The organism is Zavarzinella sp. (assembly GCA_041399155.1).
GTDB lineage: Bacteria > Planctomycetota > Planctomycetia > Gemmatales > Gemmataceae > JAWKTI01.
In genome coordinates, this window is record JAWKTI010000002.1 from 339,095 (window position 1) to 360,329 (window position 21,235).

Consider the following 21,235-nt stretch of genomic DNA (forward strand, 5'->3'; position numbering starts at 1 on the left):
CATCACTTCTTCGGCATCGGGTGGGGGTTCATGGGTAATTCATAGCCCACTTCCAGGAAGCCCAGCATATCGATGATTTCCTGCTTCGTCAGCACATTGGCCACGCCCAGTGGCATCGGCGACACTTTTGAAGGGAGCTTTTCATCGACATCCTTTTTCAGCACAACCTGCACACTTTTGGGTGTCAGCAGGTTGGTTACTACATGGTATTCGGTGGGTGTTTCTTTGGTAATTACCCCGGTGACACTGCTGCCATCGGCAAGGTTCAAGCGAAAATTCTGGTACTTTTCGTGAATTTCACTTGATGGCAGCAGAATTTGCTGCAGTAATTTTTCCCCACGATAGCGTTTGGAAACATCGCACAAATCCGGCCCAAGATTCACTCCATGGCCATCAATCTGGTGGCACTGGGTGCATTGGGCTTTCATAAATGCCTGCAAGCCGCGTTTCACCGTTTCCGGATCGTGGGCAGTTTTTAAGCCAGCGAAATCGTTCATGGTCCATTCCGCAACAATTGTCGGTTTGCGGGCGGCCAGCATCGCAGGTACATCGGCGAGATCTTTTGCCACCACCATGTCGCCTTTCATCACAATCCAGTGACCTGGGAAGGTGCAGACAAACGGATAAATCCCTGGCTTCTGTGGGGCCTGAAAGCGCAGAACAGCCACCTGCTGGGCACGTGTGGCACCTACCATCGGCGTGTAGTGCAGAATCAGGTGCTTTTTGCTGATCGGAATGAAGTCCGAATTAGCATTGCGTGGGTCTTTTGCCATTTCATTGGCGGCAATGCCCACTTCGGCCAGTGCGTCTGGCTGTACCACCACCAGATTGTGGTCGGTGGCATCAGGATTGGTAAACACAATTTTTACCGGCTGCCCCACGGTCACCGCAAACTGGTCCAGCGTGTACAGCATCCGTTCCGGTAAACAACTGATCCGCACCGTTTTCAGGTTGGGCTGTGCATCAAAACGTGCCTCTGCTGCGGTGGGTTTCGGTTCGATCAGATCGTCTTTGGGTGTTAGGTCTTTCAGGCGTTGGGCAACATTGTACCGTGGGGTGCTTTCCCACAAGGGCTTCATGGTGCGGGAACCCAGGGCACAGCGAACTGCATAATCCAGGTGACCCCCACGTGGGTGACGGAAGACATCCAGCAACGCCTCCAGTGCCTCTCGAGTGCCGATGTAACTGGCAGCAATCACCGCTTCCATCCGCACAACGCCGTTGTTGTCATTGACCGCCTTTCGCAGCAGCACGGTGGCATCAGGCAGCAGATGGTGCCAGTAACGCAGTTGCTGCGTGGCTGCCGCACGTGCGTGGTGATTCTCACATTTTAACAACTCTTTGAGCAAAGCAGTGTTTGTCGCACCGATGCCACGGTATAGCCACAATCCTTCCAACTGGTGATGCCGAATACGTGGGTCTGAGGGTGCCAGTGCAGCCACCCAGGTGTCGAGTTGTGATTTTACTTCGTTATACGGCCGATCTCGTAATTCTCGTTTTGCCCAGTAGCGATAGCGGTATTCCGGTCGTTTCAACATCTCCAGCAGTTCGGCAATCGACATTCTTGCGAAGTTGGGTGCGTCCTGCAGTGGGGCGTCTTTCGTAGTGATTCGCCAGATTCGCCCGGAATGGCGGTCACGGCGTTCATCCCGCAGAGAATATTGCATGTGGCCCTTCACCGGATTGTACCAGTCGCACACATACAACGCCCCACGTGGGCCGAATTGCAGATCTACGGGAATAAAACTGAGATTGGACGAAAAGATCAAATCGCTCACATATTCTTCGGAATATCCGAATGGGCCTTCTTTCCAGCGATGGATTTCTACGCGGTTGGTGGGTTTGTACCGTACTTTGATGAACCCACCCTGCAATTCCTTTGGAAAAGTGGCGAAATCGACGAATTCATGCCCACAGACACCCGAATAAGCCTGCAAACCTTTCGGTGCGGGGTGCTGCACGGGATATTCCGGGTCCAATGCATGAAAAGCAGCCGCATAAACCGGGTGGCTGGCAACATGCTGGCCCCAGTCGTCAAAAGTAACTCCCCACGGATTGGTGCTTGGGTAACTGCCAAAACTGGTCAGTCGCTGGGTTTTAGGATCAAAACGGAACCAACCACTGTTCTGTTGCCGCACCGGGCCGTAAGGGGTTTCCACCTGACTGTGGTGAAAAACCGATTCGCGAAAAATCAGGTCGCCGTCTGGTGTCCAGGTGAAATCATGCAGGGCGTGGTGGGAATCTTCCGTGCCAAAGCCACTGAGCAGAATGGTTCGTTCATCTGCTTTCCCATCCCCATTGGTATCCTTCAAAAAGGTCAGGTGGGGCATTTCCGACAAATACACCCCACCGTTACCCAGTTCGAAAGAGAGCGGAATGTGCAGTTTATCCGCAAAAACGGTGCTTCGATCGGCCTTGCCATCGCCATTAGTGTCTTCCAGAATCACAATTTTATCATCAGGTTCATTTCCCGGATAAACATGGGGATAAGTGGTGGAACAGCTCACCCACAAACGCCCTTTGGCATCCCACCGCATCTGGATAGGGTTGGCAATATCGGGAAACTGCTCCTCACCCGCAAACAGATTGAGATCAAAGCGAGGATCGACCTTGAAGGCGGTTTGTTCTTTCGCTGCCGACAGCCATTCGTTCGCCCCACGTGATTGCAGGGTTTTGGGTAGTGGCGGAACCTTGGAGTCATCTACTTTCTCCGGAACTGGCTTTTTCTGGGCCAGATCCCACAGTCGCTGATCGCGATTGGTCACCATCGCATCAAAATTCCGCATCGCGGGCAGAAAATCGAGGTAGCCGTAATCTTTATTTCGCCCACCGGTGTAATAGAAGGTATTCAGTGGGCGAAAACGGCGAAAATACTGCCGATCCTTGTCAATCACCGTTTGGCGTAGCTTTTCGTCGATTTCCGGTGCGGATTCGCCCACCAGGCCCCGGTAGAGGTGCTGCGCAAACGCTGCATAGCCATCTTCAGTCAAATGGCAGCCATTGTGGGTCAGCGACTTGCTCGATTGGCGAAACGAGTTCGCCATTGGTTCGTACAGATCTAGAAACCCCACCTTTTCCTGTGCGGCGATTTCCTGCATCGCTTGCACATACATTTGAATGTGTTTGTTATTCAGGGTGCCTGCAGGAACATTTGGCACATCCTGATTCGGAATTGGGGAAATCAGCACCACCTGGGGTGCTGTTTTGCCGTTGTAAGCTTTTGTTTTCAGCTTTTGCAGGTACGCGGCCAGATTCTCTTTGAACTTGGGCAGCCCCGCACTGCCTGCGAACGACTCATTAAAACCAAACGCAGCCAGAATCAGATCCACCTTTTCGTGGGTCAGGTGCTGTTCGGTATCGGCAAAGTTCGCGGGAGAGGCTGAATGCCAATTTCATCGGCAGACCAGGCGAGATTCCGCACCACCAGCCGGTGCGTGGGGAAACGCTGCTGCAACAGTGCTTCCAGATGGCCATATTCCTGTGCCCGTTCGAAAAGGGTATTCCCAATCAGGCCGATGCGGGCCCCCACTGGAAAATCGAGTGGAAGTTGCGTTACCATTGGCGCCACAGTTTTCGCACGTGGGGCCGTCTGTTCGTAAATGCCAAATGGAGCAAATTCGCCCGTTGTCATGGATGGGGGCAGTGTTGTTTTGCCTTTCGCTTTGGCCTTTTTGGGCTGTTGCCCCACCATATCGGTGTGATCCGATGCAGAAAAGATGATCCCCACCAGAAGGAGAGGGGGCAGGAAAAGCAGTTTGCGAAAACTCATGCTGGCACCACGTAGTGAAAAACTTTGAGCGTGAAGATTGTAACTTGCCAAGTACGGGAATGCAAACTGCCGAATTTCTCTACGCTGCAGTTATCCAATGAAATCCGCTTGAAAAGTACGTATCTTCGGCCCACAACTGGTATTCATACAATCCAGTCTCTCGTCTCTGGCAATTGGTTCGTGGATACCATCCTACGTAACATGGGTGTCTCGCCCATGAGTTTTTCCCACGGGCGGGACGCCCGTGCTACGCTTAACGAATAAAGTACTTTCTTGCTACCGACTAGCACAAGTCCCTGGTGGAAATTTTGTCCGATATCTCAGTTCATTTCAATCTGATTCGGGTTTCATCACCCACCACTAAATGTGGTGGTAACACTACTGTTCAGTGCGAAAATGCTGCTATAATTCAGTATCGAAACAGGAGATATCATGCCAGATCATAGAAATGAAGAAAAAATGAGAATTCTGGGCCTTTTGGGTGTCGGCCTGGATAATGACGATGAAATGAAGCGCATCACTCGTACCGACGAGTTTCTGTTGGTGGGTGGTTCAAAAGATACCCACGAGCGGATGCAGGAAACCGCAATCAAGTTCGAAGAAGGCCTGGAAAGACGTGGGAAATCGCTGGCCGAAGCGGAAGTGGAAGAAATCATTGATCTGTTGCACGAAGCCCAGCAGTAACCTAGCACATAACAGCAATTCTCATTGATTCTTCATTTTTGCCACATTCTATTCCAGCCTGAAAAATTGCAAATTCTGGTACATTGGGGTGATTTTTTCTATGATGAACAGATAGGCATCAAAACTACCCCCATGTGGGAGTAGTTTGCGTGCCATAGGCAGGCCGGGGCGATCGATCGATCTTCTTCCATGTGGCCTTTGACAGGTTGTTTTCGCACCACGAGTATTTGACTGTTATGCAACGATTCAACGATCCGTTATTGGACTCGATTCTGGATACCAGCTACACCGGTGCCGATAAGGTGGGGCTGAGCCGGCTGCAACTGGATGAGCTGGAATCTTCCGAAGAGATGGATGAACTGCTCGATCGGCTGGGAAATTCCGATCCGGATGAACTTCCCGCTCCATTGACGGAACTCCTCTCAAAATGCCTGGTTACGTATGTTCAGAATGCCCACGTGGGGATCAGTGGCAACCTTGATCGAGTACAGCCCACGACCGACTATTGGCGCACTCGGATGTCTGCGGATACACTTTATCTGCTGGTTCCAGAGACTCGTGCATTTGCCAAAAAGGTTCCTGCGGAAATTCAGGTAGAAACCATTGAATCGGCCACTCGTCAGGGGACGATTACCGATTTGCGTCTGATTCAGATCTTTTTGACCCACCTGGTTGATAAAAAGCCGGAAGCACCGATTGCCAATGCAGTGGCGGTGCATGCAATCCCTGCGTTTGGAGCCCAGATTCTGCCCGCACTGTGGCCAACATTGGGACCGGACAACCGCACCTTTTCCGCAGCCTCGAAGATCGATATTCAGGCGACACTGAAAAAACTGACGGAAAAATCGCCCGATAAGAAAGGGAAAGGTCAGGATAAGCAGAGTCAGGTCACGAAAGCTGTGGAGAAAATCCTGGAAGATGCCGCTGATGGTGGGGCAATTGGCGAAGAATCGCTGCCAATTCTGAAACTGGCACTGAAATACGCACCAGAACCGTCTTTCCGACGCCGCGAAGCTGAGAGTCTGGCGAAAATGGGCGACGCAGGAAAGGAAGCCATCCCCGAGTTGATCGATGCTTTTGAGCGTACCGGCTTCACCCGCGACTACCACCTGATTCGCCACATGATGGTGCTTGGGAAAGAATCAGAAGATGTGGGCGAAACGCTGATTCGTGCCCTGGAAGACCGAGACAGCACCGTGCGTCTGGTTGCTGCCTTCAACATCGGGCAGATGGGGGAGCCCGCTTACAAAGCAATGCCGATGCTGGAAGAAATGGCCGCACGCGATCTGGACAATAAGGTGCGTGAACAGGCAATGAAAACTTTGGATAATCTGCGTTACCGCCTGGAACCAGTGGGAATTGATGATTATGAAGACGAATTCCCAGAAGATGAGCAGTCGCCACTTTAAGATTGCAATATTTTAATATTGCAATTTAGTAACATGACAATTTTACGCTGCACGGTCGGACATCATTTGCCACGTGCGGCCGTCATCGGCAATCATTCGTTCTGCACACTCTGGTCCGGCACAACCCAGGGGATATTCTGGTGGGATTGGGCTTTCCGCTGCTTCGCTGGCGGCAATAAACGGATCCATAATCTCCCACGATCGTTCAATTTCATCCCCACGCATAAATAGAGAGGCATCACCCAGCAGGGCATCCAGCAGTAATCGCTCATACGCTTCGGGCATTTTGCCATAAGCCTGGGTATAATTGAATTCCAGATCCCTGGCATGCAGGTGGGTGCCTTCTACTTCTGGTATTTTGGTCAGAAAGTTCAGGCGAATCCCCTCATTCGGTTGCAGCATCAGCGTAATGCGGTTCGCAGACGGGTCTCCCTCATCAGGATGGGGAAACAAGCGAAACGGCGGTTCCCGAAACTGAATCACCACTTCACTGTAACGGGATTTCAAGCCTTTGCCCGAACGCAGGTAGAATGGCACCCCTTTCCAGCGCCAGTTTTCGACCATCAGTTTCACAGCTGCGTAGGTGGGTGTTTTGCTCTCTTTCGGTACCCCATCTTCCTGATGATACCCCTGATACTGGCCGAGTTTCATCATCGAGTGCGCATCGGCCTGAGATGGCACCAGAATCGAATCCAGCACCTTCATTTTTTCATTTCGCAGACGGTCTGCAGTAATCCGCGAAGGTGGTTCCATCGCCACCATGGTCATTACCTGCAGCAAATGGCTCTGGAACATATCCCGCAGCACACCACTGCCATCGTAGTAGCCCCCACGTCGCCCAACAGTGACCTTTTCTGCCACCGTAATCTGAATGTGGTCGATATAGCGACGGTTCCAAAGTGGTTCAAACATGGAATTCGCAAGTCGGAACACCAGAATGTTCTGAACGGTGTCTTTACCCAGGTAAGGGTCGATGCGGTAGAGCTGGTCTTCTCGAAAATACTGGTGCAGTTGGTGGTTCACCTCACGAGCGGATTTCAGGTCGGTTCCGAACGGTTTTTCGATCACCAGCCGCCGAAAACCAGATTCTTCAAGGTTCAGGCCAGTATCCGCCAGTTGGTGGGCAATTGGGATATACAGATCGGGTGCCACCGACAAATAATACAGCCGATCCCCGCGTCCGTTGGTTTCGCGTTTGGCAAACCATTCCTGTAACGGAATCAGCCCACCTGGGGCGGAGGCATCGGTGGAAATGTATTGCAGGCGCTTTGCGAAGCGGTTCCAGTTACCCGGATACCACGATTCGCCGTGGGAAACGACCGCTTCTTTCACTTTCGGCAGAACATGGTCGCGAAACTGCTCCGAACTGTAGCCAGTACGTGAAATGCCCACAATCTGGGTATCATCCGGCAGTAAGCCCATGGAATCCAGTCGGAACAGGGCGGGAATCAGTTTTCGCGATGTTAAGTCGCCCGACGCACCAAAAATGACGATCGTAGGTGTTTGCATTCGAGATTTATTCGTAAAAATTCAGCACAACAAAGAATCTTTATTGTTGTATTGGCAGGAAATCGGAATGGATGATGTACAAACAGATTTACCGGAACGCCGCACCCGCTGGTCGCAACGACTGGTAATGTTTGCATTGGTGCTGGTTGTGGGCATCGGTGGGGTGGTAATTCTGCGGGAACTGGTCGAAACCAACGTCGCCCAAGTGGCTGAAGTCCCACCTGGTGATGTGGAAATAGCCTGGTTTCACACTTCGACCAACGCCGCCAACTGGGAACGCTTTGTGGCAGGAATCGTGCAGGCCAGACGACAGCACCCCGAAATGGAAGTAGACGATTCGCGGGCCTTTTTGCGGCAAACTGCCAGTATTCCGGAAGTGGTGATCCGATGGAAAGACAAACCGGGCAAAATCTATATCCGCTGGTACAAATTATCCAGTGAATCAACCCTGCAATACTGGATATCGGCACTTGCCAAACGATCTCCCCCACCTGTTGCCGTGGTGGGCGGTGGTTCTAGCGACCGTGCGGTGGAACTGGCCGATGCATTGCGGGAACAAACCACCTGGCAAGGAGAGGCCCCACTGCTGTTGATTACGCTGGCAACTGCTGACAAGGTATATGATGCGGCCTTTGGCGACAGAAACCTGATTGAAATTTATCCTGACCGCACCTTTCGTTTCTGTTTCACCAACAGTGCCGTGGCCAAAGCTGTAGTCGATTTTGTGCAGCAATCGAGCTTTTTACGTCCTCAGGGACCAGTGGTATGTTCCGCTCTCACCGCTTTCAGCAGTATTTCACCCACCGGGTGGGCAGGACTGGGAGGAATGCCCATTTATTCGATTGAGCCACCACCTAAAGCATCGATATTCGAGTGGGAAGACGATCCGTATTCCAGTGATTTATCGAATCAGTTTAAGCAACAATTAGCGGATTATGCGGAATGCACTAATGAGAGCTCTCCTTACAGTGTGGGGTCGACTTCCAAAGACAATGACAAAGAGACGGGAATTATTTATTCCATCGTTTCCAATGCAAATTTCAGTCCGGGTGAGCGGATGATGCTGGTGATGCCGGGTGCGTCGATGCCAGTGCAGCGGGCATTGCGGAAATTTCGCTCGTTTGCCCCACTGTTCGGCAAATCATCGGTGGTACTGACTGGAGACGGGATTTCCTTCAATACACTGTTGCGGGATGGAGATTATGCCTGGCCAGTGCGGGAAATGCCGTTGCCACTGGTCAGTTTCTGCCATTACAATCCGGTGGCGTGGGATCAAACCGACCCACCGAATGGCATCCCACGGTTGTCATCTCCCGTAAGTACCGACGATGTGCTGCTTTACGCCGATCTGATCGGCACAACAGCGAAAGAACTATTTGTTGCCGATCAATTTCCTGATGCCAATGTGTTAAAAAATCGCCTGCAATCCTTAAACCCGCCCATGTTTACATCTGCAGGCGACCGTATCAGCGGACGTGGGGAATATGTGGTGGTCGTTCTCCCACGGTTTACTTCGGATAACCTCATCAGACCAGAAACAACCATCCAGATTTACAAACATACCGACGGCTGGCAGAAGGTGGATGAGCGAATTCGTCCAAATTAATCATGAAACAGAAAACAATTTTCCCCTGGTGGAAGTACATTCGTGCCCTGGCACCCGCGGTTCTGTTCTGGACGGTGCTGGTTGGCTGGCTGGCCTATCTGCTGTTTGTGGGCACGCAGCAAGGCTCTCAGAATGACGAAGCCAATCTGCGGGAATGGCTCGATGAAGCTCGGGTTTTTCGTCGCACGCTGCCTGAGTTGGTGCGTCAATATGATGCCATGTTGCAGGTACCAGGTCAGAATAAGGACTTGCTGGGTCAAAAAGCCACCGAAATTCAGGTGGAGCTCCATGCTCGCACCGATCCAATCCGACTCTATCGGCCCTATTTGCCCATGTTTCCGGAATTTTACTCGTTAAAGATCGAATTTTTGCGGCAACCGAACGCACCAATCACGTGGGATTCGCAACTCCCACGACCTCGGTCGGAAAATCTCAGTCAGATTCGGACGATCGTTCATCCGGTATTGGGGGAAAATCAGCAGGTAATTGCCCACATTCGGCTGGAATATCAACTTCATGCCTACAACAAGTTGCAGCGAGATCAGGATAATCAGCGTGCGATCCAGTGGGTGGCTGCCGGAGTGGTATTGCTGGGCAGTTCGCTTGCCCTGATCTGGGTAATACTGTTTCTGCGCCGTGAAAGACGTCGCGAATTGGCCCGCGAGCATGCGATAGTGGAAATGCTGGCGGCAAAAGTGAATGCCCAGGAAGCTGAGCACCAGAAAGAAGAGGTAATGCGGAAACTACTGGAGCAACGCATTGAAGCAGCCCGTGCCGAAGCCCGGATTGCCCAGGCTGAGCACGAAAACCTGCAGATGAAATCCCAGTTGTACGCCAGCATTGGCATTATGGCGGGTTCCTACGCCCATAATATTAAAAATTTATTAGTGCGACCGAACGACCTGATTTCCCGTTGTCTGGAATCACCCGACAACACCTCTACCCAGGTGGGGATGCTGCACGAGGTACGGGAAACTTTGGCAACGGTGACCGAACGCCTGCAAATGATCCTGCGCACCGTCCGACGTGACCCAACGAAGACGGAACAGGGGGTCATCGATCTGAATCAGCTGGTGGGCGAATGTGGGCGGACATGGGAGAGTACCGCCAGCAGTAAATGGAAGCTGATTGTGAAGCTGGATCTGGCAGCACAGCCCCTGCAGATTCGTGGGGATGCCTCCCACTTGCAGCAGGCACTTGAAAATCTGCTGTTTAACGCCCGCGATGCTACTTTCGAAATGCGTAACCACCTGCGACAGGTGGCCCACGACCAGCAGGACAGCGCCAGTAAGAAGAAGGCCTTGCTGGCAGCATCTGCATGGAAAGGGGAAGTGGTACTCCGCACCCTGATTATAGATAACCAGATAGTTATGGAAGTAGTGGATAATGGCATTGGCATGACTCCGGAAGTGAAAGAATCGTGTCTGGAGACACACTTCAGCACCAAGCGGGACAATGCCCTGTACGAAGGCTACAGTGCGGGGATGGGACTGGGTCTGTCGTTTGTCGCAGTGGTATTGGAACACCACGCAGCGACACTGAAAATCGAATCCGAACCAGAAAGCGGCACTACTTTTCGGATTATTTTCCCAAATGCCCCAGACGAGAATGGACAATAAATCCCGCAAAACCGCTACTTTCGGCAGCACCAATACATAAAACAACATTCTTGTGGTTGTTTGCTGGAGATCGCCGTGGGTAAAGTGGTCGCGTGCCTGTTTCTGTTGTCCATCTTCACTGTGCCGTGCATGGCTTATCCGTGGCCATCTGGCCCCGTGCAATTTTACCCGGTGTACTATCCTAATCCCTACTGCGCCAGCTACCCACCGGTCATTCTGTGGGTGCCCTACTACGTGCCGGGTGCTACGGGCAGCCCCCCCAGCCCATCTGCAGGTGGTTATCAGGTATCACCCACTCAGAATGCGGGTGGAAATCAACAATCCCCCGATTTCCGTTCCGGTGCCAAACTGGAACCACCAGTGCTGCCAAACCCCAAAACAGAATTAAGGCCAGACAAGAAAATTGTACTTCAGCAATATCCCGTAACGGGCAATCGACGGGTAGTAGCATCCGCCGAAGTTAAAGTGGGCTTTTTCAACCATTCCACGACGGAACTTGATCTACTGATCAATGGCGAAAAAGTAGCGCTGCCCAGTCAGCAATATGTGACGATGAAACTCCCACGCACTTTCGAGTGGCAGCAACGTGGCAAAGAAGTCAAAAAAATCACCGTTCCCGATGATGCAGTCGGGATCGAACTTGTTTTCCGCGATGAAGAAGAAATGGAAGAATAAGGAAGGTATCATTTTCGATAGATGCCTCCTTTACCTACTTCTTCACTGGAATCATCGCGATACGGAAGCCAATTTCGGAGTAATGGTATTCTGGCCCGTATGACTCACGTCGAGCCCCACGACAGTCTCCTGGGATGGCTCCCCAATCTCCCCCACGAAGTGCTCGACCAGTATCGTACTCATTATGACACCACTCGATGACGTTTCCACTCATATCGCATAAACCCCACGGGTGGGGGGCCTTTTCCTCATAACTTCCTACAACAGTTGGGCGGCCAACAAAGTTGCCCTTCTCAACTGTTCCAAAAGGATAACCTCCATTCACGTTTGCTTTGTCTCCTCGTAGCTCATTCCCCCAATAAAATGCCTGTTTATTTCCCTTTCCTCCCCTGTAGGCATACTCCCATTCATCCTCATGTGGCAAACGGATCTCATATCCTTCCAGAGAACACTTCTTCAAAAAGTCCTGGCAAGCATTCCAACTGACATTCTCAACTGGAAAGCGACTGGTATCAATTCCCACCACTCTCTCTTCACGAATTGATCCTTTGCGAAAATAGCTGCGATTTGATGGCATTAGTGCATCCCATTCCTGCTGCGTTACCTCAAATTTCCCCAGCCAAAAGCCATTTGTCTTCATTCGTCCGCGCTTTTCTTCTGCTTCAGCAGCTAACCACGCAGGCTCTCCTTTATCTCGAGTAAACTTCATCATTTCAATGAACTTCATCATTTCATCACGCTCACCCTTGACACTACCTAACTGGCATTCTCCTGCTGGAATCCAGCAAAACTTCATCTTTAGCTTGGGGTGGATCTGAAAATCACGCTCTACCCCTGGCTTGGGCTCAGCGCTGCACAACGATAATGGTAAACAGAGCCCGAAAATTACCACGAAAATGGATCGCATTACATCACTCCGAGAATAGTTCGTACCTCAGCGACTCTGATAACACACTTGTTTCAAGTAACGAATTCAACCACAGAAAGTAGCCACTTACTTTTTCGCACGTGGGAGTTCTGGCACATTTTTCGTTGGGAAATGGTTGGCCAGTTCTTTCTTCAGATCGTTGTATTTCTCGTTGTTTGCCAGATTGGTCCATTCATACGGGTCATTTTCGTGATCGTACAGTTCTTCCCCACCGTCGGCATAGCGAGTATATCGCCATTTTTCTGTGCGTACCGAATGGTTATTGCGGTGGTAGGTGGTGAGTGCAGGTTTGGTCCAGGCAGCTTTCGGATCAGCCAGCAGTGGCTGGATGTTTTCACCTTCTACATGTTCAGGACGTTTGATGCCACACAATTGACACAATGTGGGGTAAATACTCATTAAATCGACGGTCCGAGTGCAAACCCCACCCCCTTTCGTGGTTCCAGGTGCCACCCAGATGAATGGCATCCTGGTTGATTCTTCCCATAATGCGAACTTTCGCCAGTGTTCTTTTTCGCCCAGGTGCCAGCCGTGGTCGCCCCAGAACACAATAATGGTATTGTCGCGGTGGGGTGATTGATCGTAGGCATCAAGCAGTCGGCCAATTTGTGCATCGCAGTAGGCAATTGTTGCCAGATAAGCCTGTACCGCTTCTTTCCAGCGACCGGACTGTACCATCAACGCGTGGTCTCCTTCGGGTTTGGCCATTTTTAGCCCCGCCATTGGAATGTCCGACAGATCATTCATTGTGGTTGGTGGCAGTTCAATTTTGTCTAACGGGAACAGGTCGAAATATTTTTTCGGCACATTCCAGGGCATATGCGGTTTGTGCACTCCCACAGCCAGAAAAAAGGGCTTATCGTGCTTCGCACCCAATTGCTTGATGCCGTAATTAACGATGTTCTCGTCGCTCAATTTGGAATCATTCGTCAGTGGGCGAAACTTGATCCCACCAACACCATCAGATTTGCTGTCGGGGTGGGGTGTGGCCTGTTCTTTGCCACCAACCATGTAATCAGTCCATTCACCATCGCGGTGGGCATTCGCGTGATAGATTTTGCCACTGCCGTAGACATTGTACCCCGCACGCAGGAATTGCGTGGTCAGGGTTTTCTCTTTGCCAATTACCGGCTGCCAGTTCTGGCCATTATCGTACACTCCGGTGGTGCTGGGCCGCAAACCAGACATCAGTGCCGCCCGACTGGGGTTACAGGCGGGAGCCGCACAATAAGTGTGGGTAAAAGTGACACCCATCCTGGCAAGCCGGTCGATATTGGGCGTTTTGGCCTGTTTGTTGCGATCCAGGTGGGTTACCCAATGGTTGAGATCATCAACTGCAATAAACAGGACATTAGGCTGTTTTGGTTCTGCAGCCCACGTCGTGGAACCGAAAACGCCCCACATTGCATAGAAAAGGAAGAGGTGTTTTTTCATTTTGGTCTCATATATCTCAACAGTCGTTGAATCATGGTCATACAGCACTCAGAGAAATGATTGAAATCTCATTTTCTGGTCGAGCGTGCCACTTTCTTGGAAAACCGTGTTGATTTTACCACAAAAGAATGTGCTGTCTCACTTCGAAAGTAAAAAATGAGAAATCCATGAAAATGGTTTGCTGGTGGCAAATACCACAACATGGAAACAATGAGTGTTTTCTAAGATTTGAAAATAAAAGTGGGCAGAACCGGGCTTGAACCGGTGACCTAGCGATTTTCAGTCGCTCGCTCTACCAACTGAGCTATCTGCCCCTGTCTATTCGTAATATGCGTTTGTGCGGTAGTTGTCAATTGCCGCACGGAACTTTTTTCGGCCACCTGGGCACCACATTGCCCACTGACAGGCAAGAATTGGGGAAGGTTCACGCACCGGGTTCGCTTGCCCACGTCGGTATCGTAGCGATTAGTCACAATTCGTTGTTTCCCTTCGGAACCGAGCTCCCGCGATGCGGTCAACTTACAACTTCTGAATTGGCAGAAATAGTTTTCCAGCGTCTATTTTCAGGGGAAATCAAATTTGCGGATTATCGGCGGGGCCTGCAGGAATGATTTCAGCATATTTCATCTGCAATTTGTTAATTTGAGCATCGGGAAAATGCAGGAATATTCCACTCAAGCTTGTGGATCGCCTTATTTCAGGGATGAGACCGGTTAAGAACGCAACTTTGGATGCTTGAACGGTAACCATGCAGCGTTCTGTTTACTGCTTTCCACGCACTGCGTAATAAAGAGCATCCCTTCCAGCCCGTCGTAGATATTCGGATAAATCGTATTTACTTTTTCAAACGATTCACCAGAAATCTGTTTAATCATGGCATCAAATGCACTGGAATAAACGTTGGCAAACGCTTCAAAAAACCCTTCCGGGTGCCCACTGGGGATGCGTGCTGCTGCAGTGGCTGCACTGCCCAGGTAAGGCCCACCGGCACGGGTATAGGTCTTGTGGGGCTCACCATTCTTCCGCACAAAGAGCAAATTGGGATTTTCCTGGTGCCATTCCAGCGAAGCTTTGGTGCCATCAATTTCAATGCGCACATCATTTTCCCGACCGTGGGAAATCTGCGAAGCGGTTACCGTGCCCAACGCACCATTGCTGTAGCGAATCACTGCTGTGCCGTAGTCATCCAGAAATCTGCCTTCAGCGAAAATTTTCAGGCTACAGCAAATTTCGCTGGGCAATAATCCCGTCATGTAACGCCCCAGGTTATACGCGTGGGTGCCAATATCGCCAAAACAGCCAGCAGCCCCACTGCGTTTAGGATCGGTACGCCAGGCTGCCTGTTTCTGGTTGTCTGCTTCCAGACGGGTACGGAGCCAGCCCTGAATGTAGTTACTGCGAATTGCGTTAATTTCGCCCAATTCCCCATTGAGGATCATTTCACGTGCCTGCCGCACCATCGGATAGCCCGTGTAATTGTGGGTGACCGCAAACACCACATTGCTTTTTTCAACAGCTGCAAGAAGTTCTTCTGCCTGGGAATAATCGAAGGTCATTGGCTTGTCGCAAATGACATTGAACCCCGCTTCAATAAATGTTTTCGAAATCTCAAAGTGGGTGTGGTTGGGTGTGGCGACACTGACGAAATCTACTTTGTCGACACGGTTGCTTTCCTGCTGAGCCATTTCCTGATACGAAGTGTAAGCACGCTCTTCGGCAATGTCGTAATCTCCGGCGGAAGCTTTGGCACGTGCAGGATCGCTGGAAAGTGCACCAGCCACCAGAGCGGCCCGGTTATCCAGCACACCCGCAGTGGCATGCACGCGACCAATGAAGGCCCCTTGCCCCCCACCGATTAGTCCCATGCGTAATTTTCTGTTCAACGGTGCGTTTGTAGCCATGAGAGGAGTTCCTTTGTGAGAATTTCTTAATCAACCTTGAAAATTTACTGTCGCTGCTTGCAATTGTGGGTTTATTCTACGCACGAGGGGACTGAAAACCACCGAAATGACCCACGTGCAGGTGGGAGCAAACGACATGGCATGGGGGATTTCAAAATTAACCCGACACAAGCGTTTTCCCTAGATGCACCTGAAATGGATGCTGAAAAATGAGTCGGTACGTTGGGAGCGAGAATTCGCAAACTACTTTTTTGCAGGCGACTTGACTCGTTTCATCGTGTGGATCGTATTCCCATTCTTGGTGTTGATGCCATCTGGTCTAACCATTTTTTCTGAGAGTGGATAGGCAAAGCAGAACTTCAATTCATCCCCTTTGATTTCGATTCTGCCAAGCATTTTGTGAAAGCCACTATCTGAGTGATGCACTGTGAAATCAATCTCCCAATGAGTGTCTTTTCTGTTCAATTTGTAAGGGATCGTCTGCACATCAGATTTTCCATTCGGGAATTCGGTACTCAGCACAAAAGAGTCTTTCCCAAAAATGTAGTTCAACTTGAATTTACTGAAATCGCTCTTAGGGCTTCTCGATACTTCTGTAACTTGCCAATCGCCAAGTATTGATTCTGCTGGCAATTTTTCAGGTGGGGGTGCACCAAGAACAAGCGTTAGTCCCACAACGAGTGATGTCATCATTTCAGGCTCCAGATTGTCAGCGATTGACTACTTCTTCTGTGGTGTTTCTCGTTTCAGCGTAAAGAAGATTACATCTGGAGTCCCTTTGAACTCGGTGGGGCGGCCGCCTTTGTCTGGTCGGCTGAAACACAGTTTCATCGTGTCTTCTGTGATTTCGAGGATTCCCTTGATTGTAGGAATGTCAATTTTTACATTTGCTGGCACCTGGCCTGGATTGGGCTTGATGTCGATCTCGTAAGGAGTCTTTTCCCGATTTAGCGTGTAATCGGCCATTTCGGGCTTTTCTTTGCCAGCTTCAATGATCGCAACTTTGTCTTTTTCGAATCGCATGATCAGCCCACCTGGGGGTAATTCTTTCGGGCCGCCATCAATTGCAACGACACGCCATTCCCCTTCAATGACCACTTCCTTGGGTTTCTCTTTTCCTTTGGGAACTGGAGCACCGAGTACCAGTGTTAAACCCACCACTAATGACGTCATCATTTTGAAAGCCCTTTTGATTCAACTAAGTTACCAGCACGGTGGTGCGGAACATTTTTTAACAGACTATCTGATATTCTTGAGATTTTGGCAGCAATTTTGGCAAAATCTGAAAAATATTTGAATTTTTCACGAACGTGGGAGGCGTGTTTGTTGCAAGTCTTTATTCTGCATAGAGTTCCGCAGATTCTGCTCGCAGCCGATTCAGGATCTGGCGAAAATCTTCTGGCAGTGGTGCTTCCCAACGTAATTTTTCACCAGTGACTGGGTGCACCAATCCCAACACTGCCGCGTGCAGCTTAATCCGTTTCGCACCACTTTTATCTGGTAGTGGCTGCCCATTAATGGGGCGATCGTAAATCGTTTCCCCACAAAGTGGTGTCCCCTGTTCCCCCAGGTGGATACGAATCTGGTGCGTGCGACCCGTTTCAAGCTGGCATTCTATGAAAGAAAACTCATGAAATCTTTCTAATACTTTAACTTTGGTGGTGGCTGTTTTCGCACCCTCACCGGTTCCAGTACCCCGTCGGCCATCCCCACGATCACGGACGATGGTGGTTTCAATCTTGCCTGGCTTTACTTTGCCACGTGCCAGCGCCTGATAGCGTCGTTCGATCCGGTGTTCCCGAAACTGTTCGTCCAGGTGTTCCTGGGCAATTTTGGTGCGGGCAAAGACCACCAGACCACTGGTTTCGTTGTCAATGCGGTGAACTGCTTTCACCTGCTTTCCGGGCCGCCCCAACATTGCAGGGAGCATATCTGCCAGCGTTGTTGGCAGAAATTGCTGGGCATGCTCTCCAAACTCCGCAGCTTCTTCCGGATGCCGCATGGTGGTCAGCCCAGTTGGCTTGTCCACCACCACAATGGTATCGTCCGAGTAAATAATGGTGGGGAGTAGCTCATCCGGCTTGCGGATCTTCACCGGTTTGACCGATTTCGTGGGTTTGGCATCGGCCTTTTTGGTGTCTTGAAAGGGCTTGGCCGCCCATTCATTTTCTTTTGCGGCAGGTTTGGGCTGAATAATTTCAACTTTTTTGCCCAGCTTCAGGCGAAATGCCGGATCGCTGACTTTCTGACTGGCGACCCGCACCACTCCGGAAGCCACCAGATTCTTTGCTTCCGACCAGGTCAATTGCAACCGTAAACGCAAAAATGCAGCGACCGTTTGATCGACATCATTTCGCCCCACCACAAAAACATGTTCAGCCATTTTCAATCTACACCACGAAGTAACAACTTATTGTAGCTGAAGACGAAAAAGTGGGTGGGAAGGTGTAAACAATTCCCACTGAAATGTGTTTCGAATTCCTCACGTTTCAATCCACTGATGGGTTGGAAAACAGAAATTACTATTTGCTGGTTTCTTCAATGCAGTACAGGTTTTTATGACCACGCAGGAATAGCGTTTTACCAAGTAATACGGGCGAGGCATCTAATTCGTCTTTCAGCGTGTTGACTGATACCACATCGAATTGATCGCCCAATTTGAGCACCACGGTGGTACCGGTGCGGTCTGGATAATAGATGTGGGATTTGCTTGCAGCGGGTGATGCATAAAAGCTGGTGGCACTGGGTAACCGCTCCCGATCGATCACTGGTTTGCCCGTCGTTGTGTCCAGACTACTGAAGACCGGCTGGGTGGTCTGACTGAAATACAGGCGATTATTCACCAGCAGTGGCGAAGGAACATACGGGGTCGCCTTGTCGTAACTCCAGCCCAGTTGAGACTTTGCGACGTTTCCTTTGGCATCAATCGGAATCGCGACCGCTGCCGCACCCCGATAGCCACTCATCACATAAATCCATTTGTCATCTGCCACTGGCGATGGAATGGCGTTTGTAGTCATCCCAGGGCATTCCCAGATCAATTTCCCGCTCTCTGCGTGGTAACCACGAATCCGCGTGGTGCCGTTCAACACAACTTGGGTAGTTTCGTTGTGGTTAACCAGCAACGGCGTATTCCACGAAGATTTTTCATCGCGATCAACCACCCACCGGGTTTTTCCCGTTGCAGCGTCGAGGCAATAAAGCTTCGAATCCGCCTCCTGATCCCAGTTCAGATACAGGCTGTCCTTGTGGTAGACCGGTGTCACAGCTTCCCCCCACCCCAGGCGAGTGTGCAGTTGACCCAGATTCTGTTTCCAGAGCACCTTGCCGCTGAAATCGAGTGCAAAGATTCCCTGAGAGCCAAAACAGGCATAAATCCTTGTGCCATCGGTAGTTGGGGAACCCGCAGCATACGAATGCGTGGCATGGCACCCTTCGTGGGGCACTGCTTCTGCGACAATAGTCTTCCACAATTGCTTGCCAGTCTGACGATCAAATGAAAAAACGATGAATTGATAGTAACGGTTCGGCCGTTCTGTTCTGGTCTGAAATCGAGGATCGGCTGGGGGCAATTTGTCGGCAATTTTGTCTGTTTCCACAGCCGTCAGCACAATTACCTGGTTTTCCCAAACGATTGGCGTGGCACTGCCCCGACCGACAAGAGGTGCCTTCCAGCGAATATTGGTATTTTCATCCCACTTAGTAGGTGGGTTGGCATCAGGTGCGTAGCCAGTTCCATTGGGCCCGCGCCATTGATGCCACTGTGTGGCTTTTTTATCCAGAAAATCGGCATGCAGTGCGGTGCCGCAGCCCACCGCCAGAATGATCGCCCCTACCACGTTTCGCATCAGTTTCTCCTGTGTTGGTGCGTGTTCTTTTCAGTGTAAGTGAAATCGCCAGTTGGTTTTTGAAAATTTGCTCATTATTTGCGAATGGAGAATCTGGGCAAAAACAAACCAAAGAGAAACAATTTTGGCACTTTTTTGACTATAAGTAGGAAGTTCAAAAGCGAAAATCCCACAAATAACACTGTTTTTGATCTTCTGCCATGTTTGGCACACAAACTGCTCTCGGAACTCTTGTGTGCAATTCAGTTGCAACCAAACGATAAAATTCACCAACCACTTGCCATGGGCAATTGGACTAATACTATGAAACTGAGATTCAGTATCAAATTATGAGAGATAACTACTGTTGCTACTGTTTTACGATAAATTTTTTAGGCAATTTCATAGATTTCTAGCAGGTAACTTCAAAATGTATTCTTTTGCCAAGAACAAACGTATATTGAGACGCGGTTTCACATTGATTGAACTTTTGGTGGTAATCGCCATTATTGCAATTTTGATTGGCTTACTGCTTCCTGCGGTACAAAAAGTGCGGGAAGCTGCCAACCGAACGAAATGCAAGAACAATTTCAAACAGATTGGAATTGGTATTCACACCCACGTGGCAACCTTTGATGGTCAATTACCCCAGGGAGAAGCGACTTTTCCTGGGCCCGCACCCGGTCATGCAAGTATTCCAGCTCGGCGGTTAAGCATGTTCACCCGCCTGCTGCCGTTTATTGAACAGGACAATGTTTACAAAATGATCAACACCGATTGGATCTGGTGTGAATCCCGAAATGGCATTCTCAACCGAGCAGCAGCCAGAACCCGTTTAAAAACCTTTATGTGTCCGTGCAGCCCACGATATGATCAATACGTAATGATCGAAGATCCAAGAGAACCCAGGGGCAACGTTTGAGGCTGGTCAGGCCGATTATGCAGTCCCCAGTTCATTCCGCCTCTCAAACACACCACGTGTCGAATTCGCTGGCACCTTACGGAATCTGGGACAGGGGCGCCAATTCATTCAGGCGATTACGGATGGCACGTCCAACACGATTCTGGTGGTAGAAATGGCAGACAAATCTGCTCGATGGCAAACGGGTCAAATGATCTCCCCACCAACAACACAGATTTACAACAACAGTAATAACGGTGCCTGGGCAAATGGTGGCAGCAACAACAGCCTTCGTGGTTGGGATACTACAGGTACTATTCAGTTTGGGCAATACAGTGTCAACAAATCAAACGGAGCGGATGTCTACGCTTTCCATCCCGGTGGTGCCTACGTGATTATGGGTGATGGGTCAGTGCAATATCTCAAGGAAAACACAACTGCAATCGTAGTAAGCCAACTCATTTCTTACAACGAGGGCGAAGTTGTCACACTCGACTGACCTGACAATTAATTTTTCGCAAGCTTCGAGGAGAATGATGAATCTGCTACGGTTTACAGTTTTGTTGATCATGATGGGCATGGGAGTAGGGTGTGAGTCCAAACGACCAGGTGAATTACAAGTCTATTCGGTGAAAGGACAGGCAACTTTCAACGGCGAGCCAATGGCTTATCTGGTGCTGACGTTCTATCCTGCCGATCAACCAGTTCGAAGTGCAAGGGTTTCCAGAGCATATGCAGACGCAGACGGGCGATTTGAAGTAACCACTTATGAATTGAACGATGGCATGCCATTGGGTGATTACAACGTAATTTTATGGTGGCCGGAAGGGAAACGGAATCCCAGTGATCTCGAAACAGGCGACGAACCTGATCGATTAAAACGTGCCTATAACGATCCTGAAAAATCGACAATTCAATTTACTGTGAAGCCAGAAACAAACACCTTTCAACTGAAATTGCCTTAATGAAAAGG

Annotated in this window: 18 protein-coding genes and 1 tRNA gene; 8 read left to right on the plus strand and 11 right to left on the minus strand. The window is 50.2% G+C overall.

The window, feature by feature from the left end:
• Window positions 1-2: 2 nt before the first annotated feature.
• Both R3B84_11525 and R3B84_11530 read right to left on the minus strand, forming a co-directional pair.
• Window positions 3-3,329 carry a GDSL-type esterase/lipase family protein gene (locus R3B84_11525; GenBank protein MEZ6141190.1) on the minus strand — a complete coding sequence of 1,109 codons (3,327 nt, stop codon included), beginning with the start codon at window positions 3,327-3,329 and terminating at the stop codon, window positions 3-5.
• 11 nt (window positions 3,330-3,340) lie between these two features.
• Window positions 3,341-3,769: a hypothetical protein gene (locus tag R3B84_11530; GenBank protein ID MEZ6141191.1), complete on the minus strand. Its 429-nt coding sequence runs from the start codon at window positions 3,767-3,769 to the stop codon at window positions 3,341-3,343.
• Between the two features lie 432 nt (window positions 3,770-4,201).
• On the opposite strand from R3B84_11530, the gene R3B84_11535 reads away from it, so the two are divergent.
• Both R3B84_11535 and R3B84_11540 read left to right on the plus strand, forming a co-directional pair.
• A complete protein-coding gene (locus R3B84_11535) occupies window positions 4,202-4,453 on the plus strand; it encodes a hypothetical protein (protein MEZ6141192.1) in 252 nt (83 codons plus the stop codon).
• Between the two features lie 236 nt (window positions 4,454-4,689).
• Window positions 4,690-5,862 carry a hypothetical protein gene (locus tag R3B84_11540; protein MEZ6141193.1) on the plus strand — a complete coding sequence of 391 codons (1,173 nt, stop codon included), beginning with the start codon at window positions 4,690-4,692 and terminating at the stop codon, window positions 5,860-5,862.
• 42 nt (window positions 5,863-5,904) lie between these two features.
• Here the strand turns inward: R3B84_11540 and zwf are convergent, their stop codons facing one another.
• Window positions 5,905-7,371, minus strand: coding sequence for a glucose-6-phosphate dehydrogenase (zwf, locus tag R3B84_11545; protein MEZ6141194.1), 1,467 nt, complete (start codon window positions 7,369-7,371; stop codon window positions 5,905-5,907).
• A gap of 67 nt (window positions 7,372-7,438) precedes the next feature.
• On the opposite strand from zwf, the gene R3B84_11550 reads away from it, so the two are divergent.
• The 3 genes from R3B84_11550 to R3B84_11560 all read left to right on the plus strand — a co-directional run bounded on the left by R3B84_11550 (window position 7,439) and on the right by R3B84_11560 (window position 11,271).
• The gene (locus R3B84_11550) at window positions 7,439-8,977 is read left to right on the plus strand and encodes a hypothetical protein (GenBank protein ID MEZ6141195.1); all 1,539 of its coding nucleotides are present in this window, start codon (window positions 7,439-7,441) and stop codon (window positions 8,975-8,977) included.
• Between the two features lie 2 nt (window positions 8,978-8,979).
• The gene (locus tag R3B84_11555) at window positions 8,980-10,596 is read left to right on the plus strand and encodes a HAMP domain-containing sensor histidine kinase (protein ID MEZ6141196.1); all 1,617 of its coding nucleotides are present in this window, start codon (window positions 8,980-8,982) and stop codon (window positions 10,594-10,596) included.
• 75 nt (window positions 10,597-10,671) lie between these two features.
• Window positions 10,672-11,271: a hypothetical protein gene (locus R3B84_11560; protein ID MEZ6141197.1), complete on the plus strand. Its 600-nt coding sequence runs from the start codon at window positions 10,672-10,674 to the stop codon at window positions 11,269-11,271.
• Window positions 11,272-11,305: 34 nt separating this feature from the next.
• On the opposite strand, the gene R3B84_11565 is transcribed toward R3B84_11560, so the two are convergent.
• From R3B84_11565 to R3B84_11600, 8 genes are all read right to left on the minus strand, one after another.
• A complete protein-coding gene (locus tag R3B84_11565; protein ID MEZ6141198.1) occupies window positions 11,306-12,178 on the minus strand; it encodes an SUMF1/EgtB/PvdO family nonheme iron enzyme in 873 nt (290 codons plus the stop codon).
• A gap of 87 nt (window positions 12,179-12,265) precedes the next feature.
• Window positions 12,266-13,633: a sulfatase gene (locus tag R3B84_11570; GenBank protein MEZ6141199.1), complete on the minus strand. Its 1,368-nt coding sequence runs from the start codon at window positions 13,631-13,633 to the stop codon at window positions 12,266-12,268.
• Window positions 13,634-13,874: 241 nt separating this feature from the next.
• Window positions 13,875-13,947, minus strand: a tRNA-Phe gene (locus R3B84_11575).
• A gap of 399 nt (window positions 13,948-14,346) precedes the next feature.
• Window positions 14,347-15,534 (minus strand): Gfo/Idh/MocA family oxidoreductase, encoded by a 1,188-nt coding sequence (locus R3B84_11580; GenBank protein ID MEZ6141200.1) that lies wholly within the window; start codon window positions 15,532-15,534, stop codon window positions 14,347-14,349.
• A gap of 243 nt (window positions 15,535-15,777) precedes the next feature.
• Window positions 15,778-16,227 (minus strand): hypothetical protein, encoded by a 450-nt coding sequence (locus R3B84_11585; protein MEZ6141201.1) that lies wholly within the window; start codon window positions 16,225-16,227, stop codon window positions 15,778-15,780.
• 27 nt (window positions 16,228-16,254) lie between these two features.
• Window positions 16,255-16,710: a TIGR03067 domain-containing protein gene (locus R3B84_11590; GenBank protein ID MEZ6141202.1), complete on the minus strand. Its 456-nt coding sequence runs from the start codon at window positions 16,708-16,710 to the stop codon at window positions 16,255-16,257.
• A 160-nt stretch (window positions 16,711-16,870) separates the two neighbouring features.
• Window positions 16,871-17,917, minus strand: a complete 1,047-nt coding sequence (locus R3B84_11595; protein ID MEZ6141203.1) for an RluA family pseudouridine synthase — start codon at window positions 17,915-17,917, stop codon at window positions 16,871-16,873.
• A gap of 139 nt (window positions 17,918-18,056) precedes the next feature.
• Window positions 18,057-19,382: a PQQ-binding-like beta-propeller repeat protein gene (locus R3B84_11600; protein ID MEZ6141204.1), complete on the minus strand. Its 1,326-nt coding sequence runs from the start codon at window positions 19,380-19,382 to the stop codon at window positions 18,057-18,059.
• Window positions 19,383-19,791: 409 nt separating this feature from the next.
• On the opposite strand from R3B84_11600, the gene R3B84_11605 reads away from it, so the two are divergent.
• The 3 genes from R3B84_11605 (at window position 19,792) to R3B84_11615 (ending at window position 21,227) form a co-directional block, all read left to right on the plus strand.
• A complete protein-coding gene (locus R3B84_11605) occupies window positions 19,792-20,283 on the plus strand; it encodes a DUF1559 domain-containing protein (GenBank protein ID MEZ6141205.1) in 492 nt (163 codons plus the stop codon).
• Between the two features lie 115 nt (window positions 20,284-20,398).
• Complete coding sequence (locus R3B84_11610) at window positions 20,399-20,761, plus strand: DUF1559 domain-containing protein (protein MEZ6141206.1); 363 nt, start codon at window positions 20,399-20,401, stop codon at window positions 20,759-20,761.
• Window positions 20,762-20,795: 34 nt separating this feature from the next.
• A complete protein-coding gene (locus R3B84_11615) occupies window positions 20,796-21,227 on the plus strand; it encodes a hypothetical protein (GenBank protein MEZ6141207.1) in 432 nt (143 codons plus the stop codon).
• Window positions 21,228-21,235: the final 8 nt, after the last annotated feature.

Excerpts from the sequence above, each read along its gene's own strand:
- R3B84_11530 (MEZ6141191.1), bottom strand. The coding sequence starts at position 3,769 with ATGAGTTTTCGCAAACTGCTTTTCCTGCCCCCTCTCCTTCTGGTGGGG.
- R3B84_11535 (MEZ6141192.1), top strand. The coding sequence starts at position 4,202 with ATGCCAGATCATAGAAATGAAGAAAAAATGAGAATTCTGGGCCTTTTG.
- R3B84_11540 (MEZ6141193.1), top strand. The coding sequence starts at position 4,690 with ATGCAACGATTCAACGATCCGTTATTGGACTCGATTCTGGATACCAGC.
- zwf (MEZ6141194.1), bottom strand. The coding sequence starts at position 7,371 with ATGCAAACACCTACGATCGTCATTTTTGGTGCGTCGGGCGACTTAACA.
- R3B84_11550 (MEZ6141195.1), top strand. The coding sequence starts at position 7,439 with ATGGATGATGTACAAACAGATTTACCGGAACGCCGCACCCGCTGGTCG.
- R3B84_11555 (MEZ6141196.1), top strand. The coding sequence starts at position 8,980 with ATGAAACAGAAAACAATTTTCCCCTGGTGGAAGTACATTCGTGCCCTG.
- R3B84_11565 (MEZ6141198.1), bottom strand. The coding sequence starts at position 12,178 with ATGCGATCCATTTTCGTGGTAATTTTCGGGCTCTGTTTACCATTATCG.
- R3B84_11570 (MEZ6141199.1), bottom strand. The coding sequence starts at position 13,633 with ATGAAAAAACACCTCTTCCTTTTCTATGCAATGTGGGGCGTTTTCGGT.
- R3B84_11580 (MEZ6141200.1), bottom strand. The coding sequence starts at position 15,534 with ATGGCTACAAACGCACCGTTGAACAGAAAATTACGCATGGGACTAATC.
- R3B84_11585 (MEZ6141201.1), bottom strand. The coding sequence starts at position 16,227 with ATGATGACATCACTCGTTGTGGGACTAACGCTTGTTCTTGGTGCACCC.
- R3B84_11590 (MEZ6141202.1), bottom strand. The coding sequence starts at position 16,710 with ATGATGACGTCATTAGTGGTGGGTTTAACACTGGTACTCGGTGCTCCA.
- R3B84_11595 (MEZ6141203.1), bottom strand. The coding sequence starts at position 17,917 with ATGGCTGAACATGTTTTTGTGGTGGGGCGAAATGATGTCGATCAAACG.
- R3B84_11600 (MEZ6141204.1), bottom strand. The coding sequence starts at position 19,382 with ATGCGAAACGTGGTAGGGGCGATCATTCTGGCGGTGGGCTGCGGCACC.
- R3B84_11605 (MEZ6141205.1), top strand. The coding sequence starts at position 19,792 with ATGTATTCTTTTGCCAAGAACAAACGTATATTGAGACGCGGTTTCACA.
- R3B84_11615 (MEZ6141207.1), top strand. The coding sequence starts at position 20,796 with ATGATGAATCTGCTACGGTTTACAGTTTTGTTGATCATGATGGGCATG.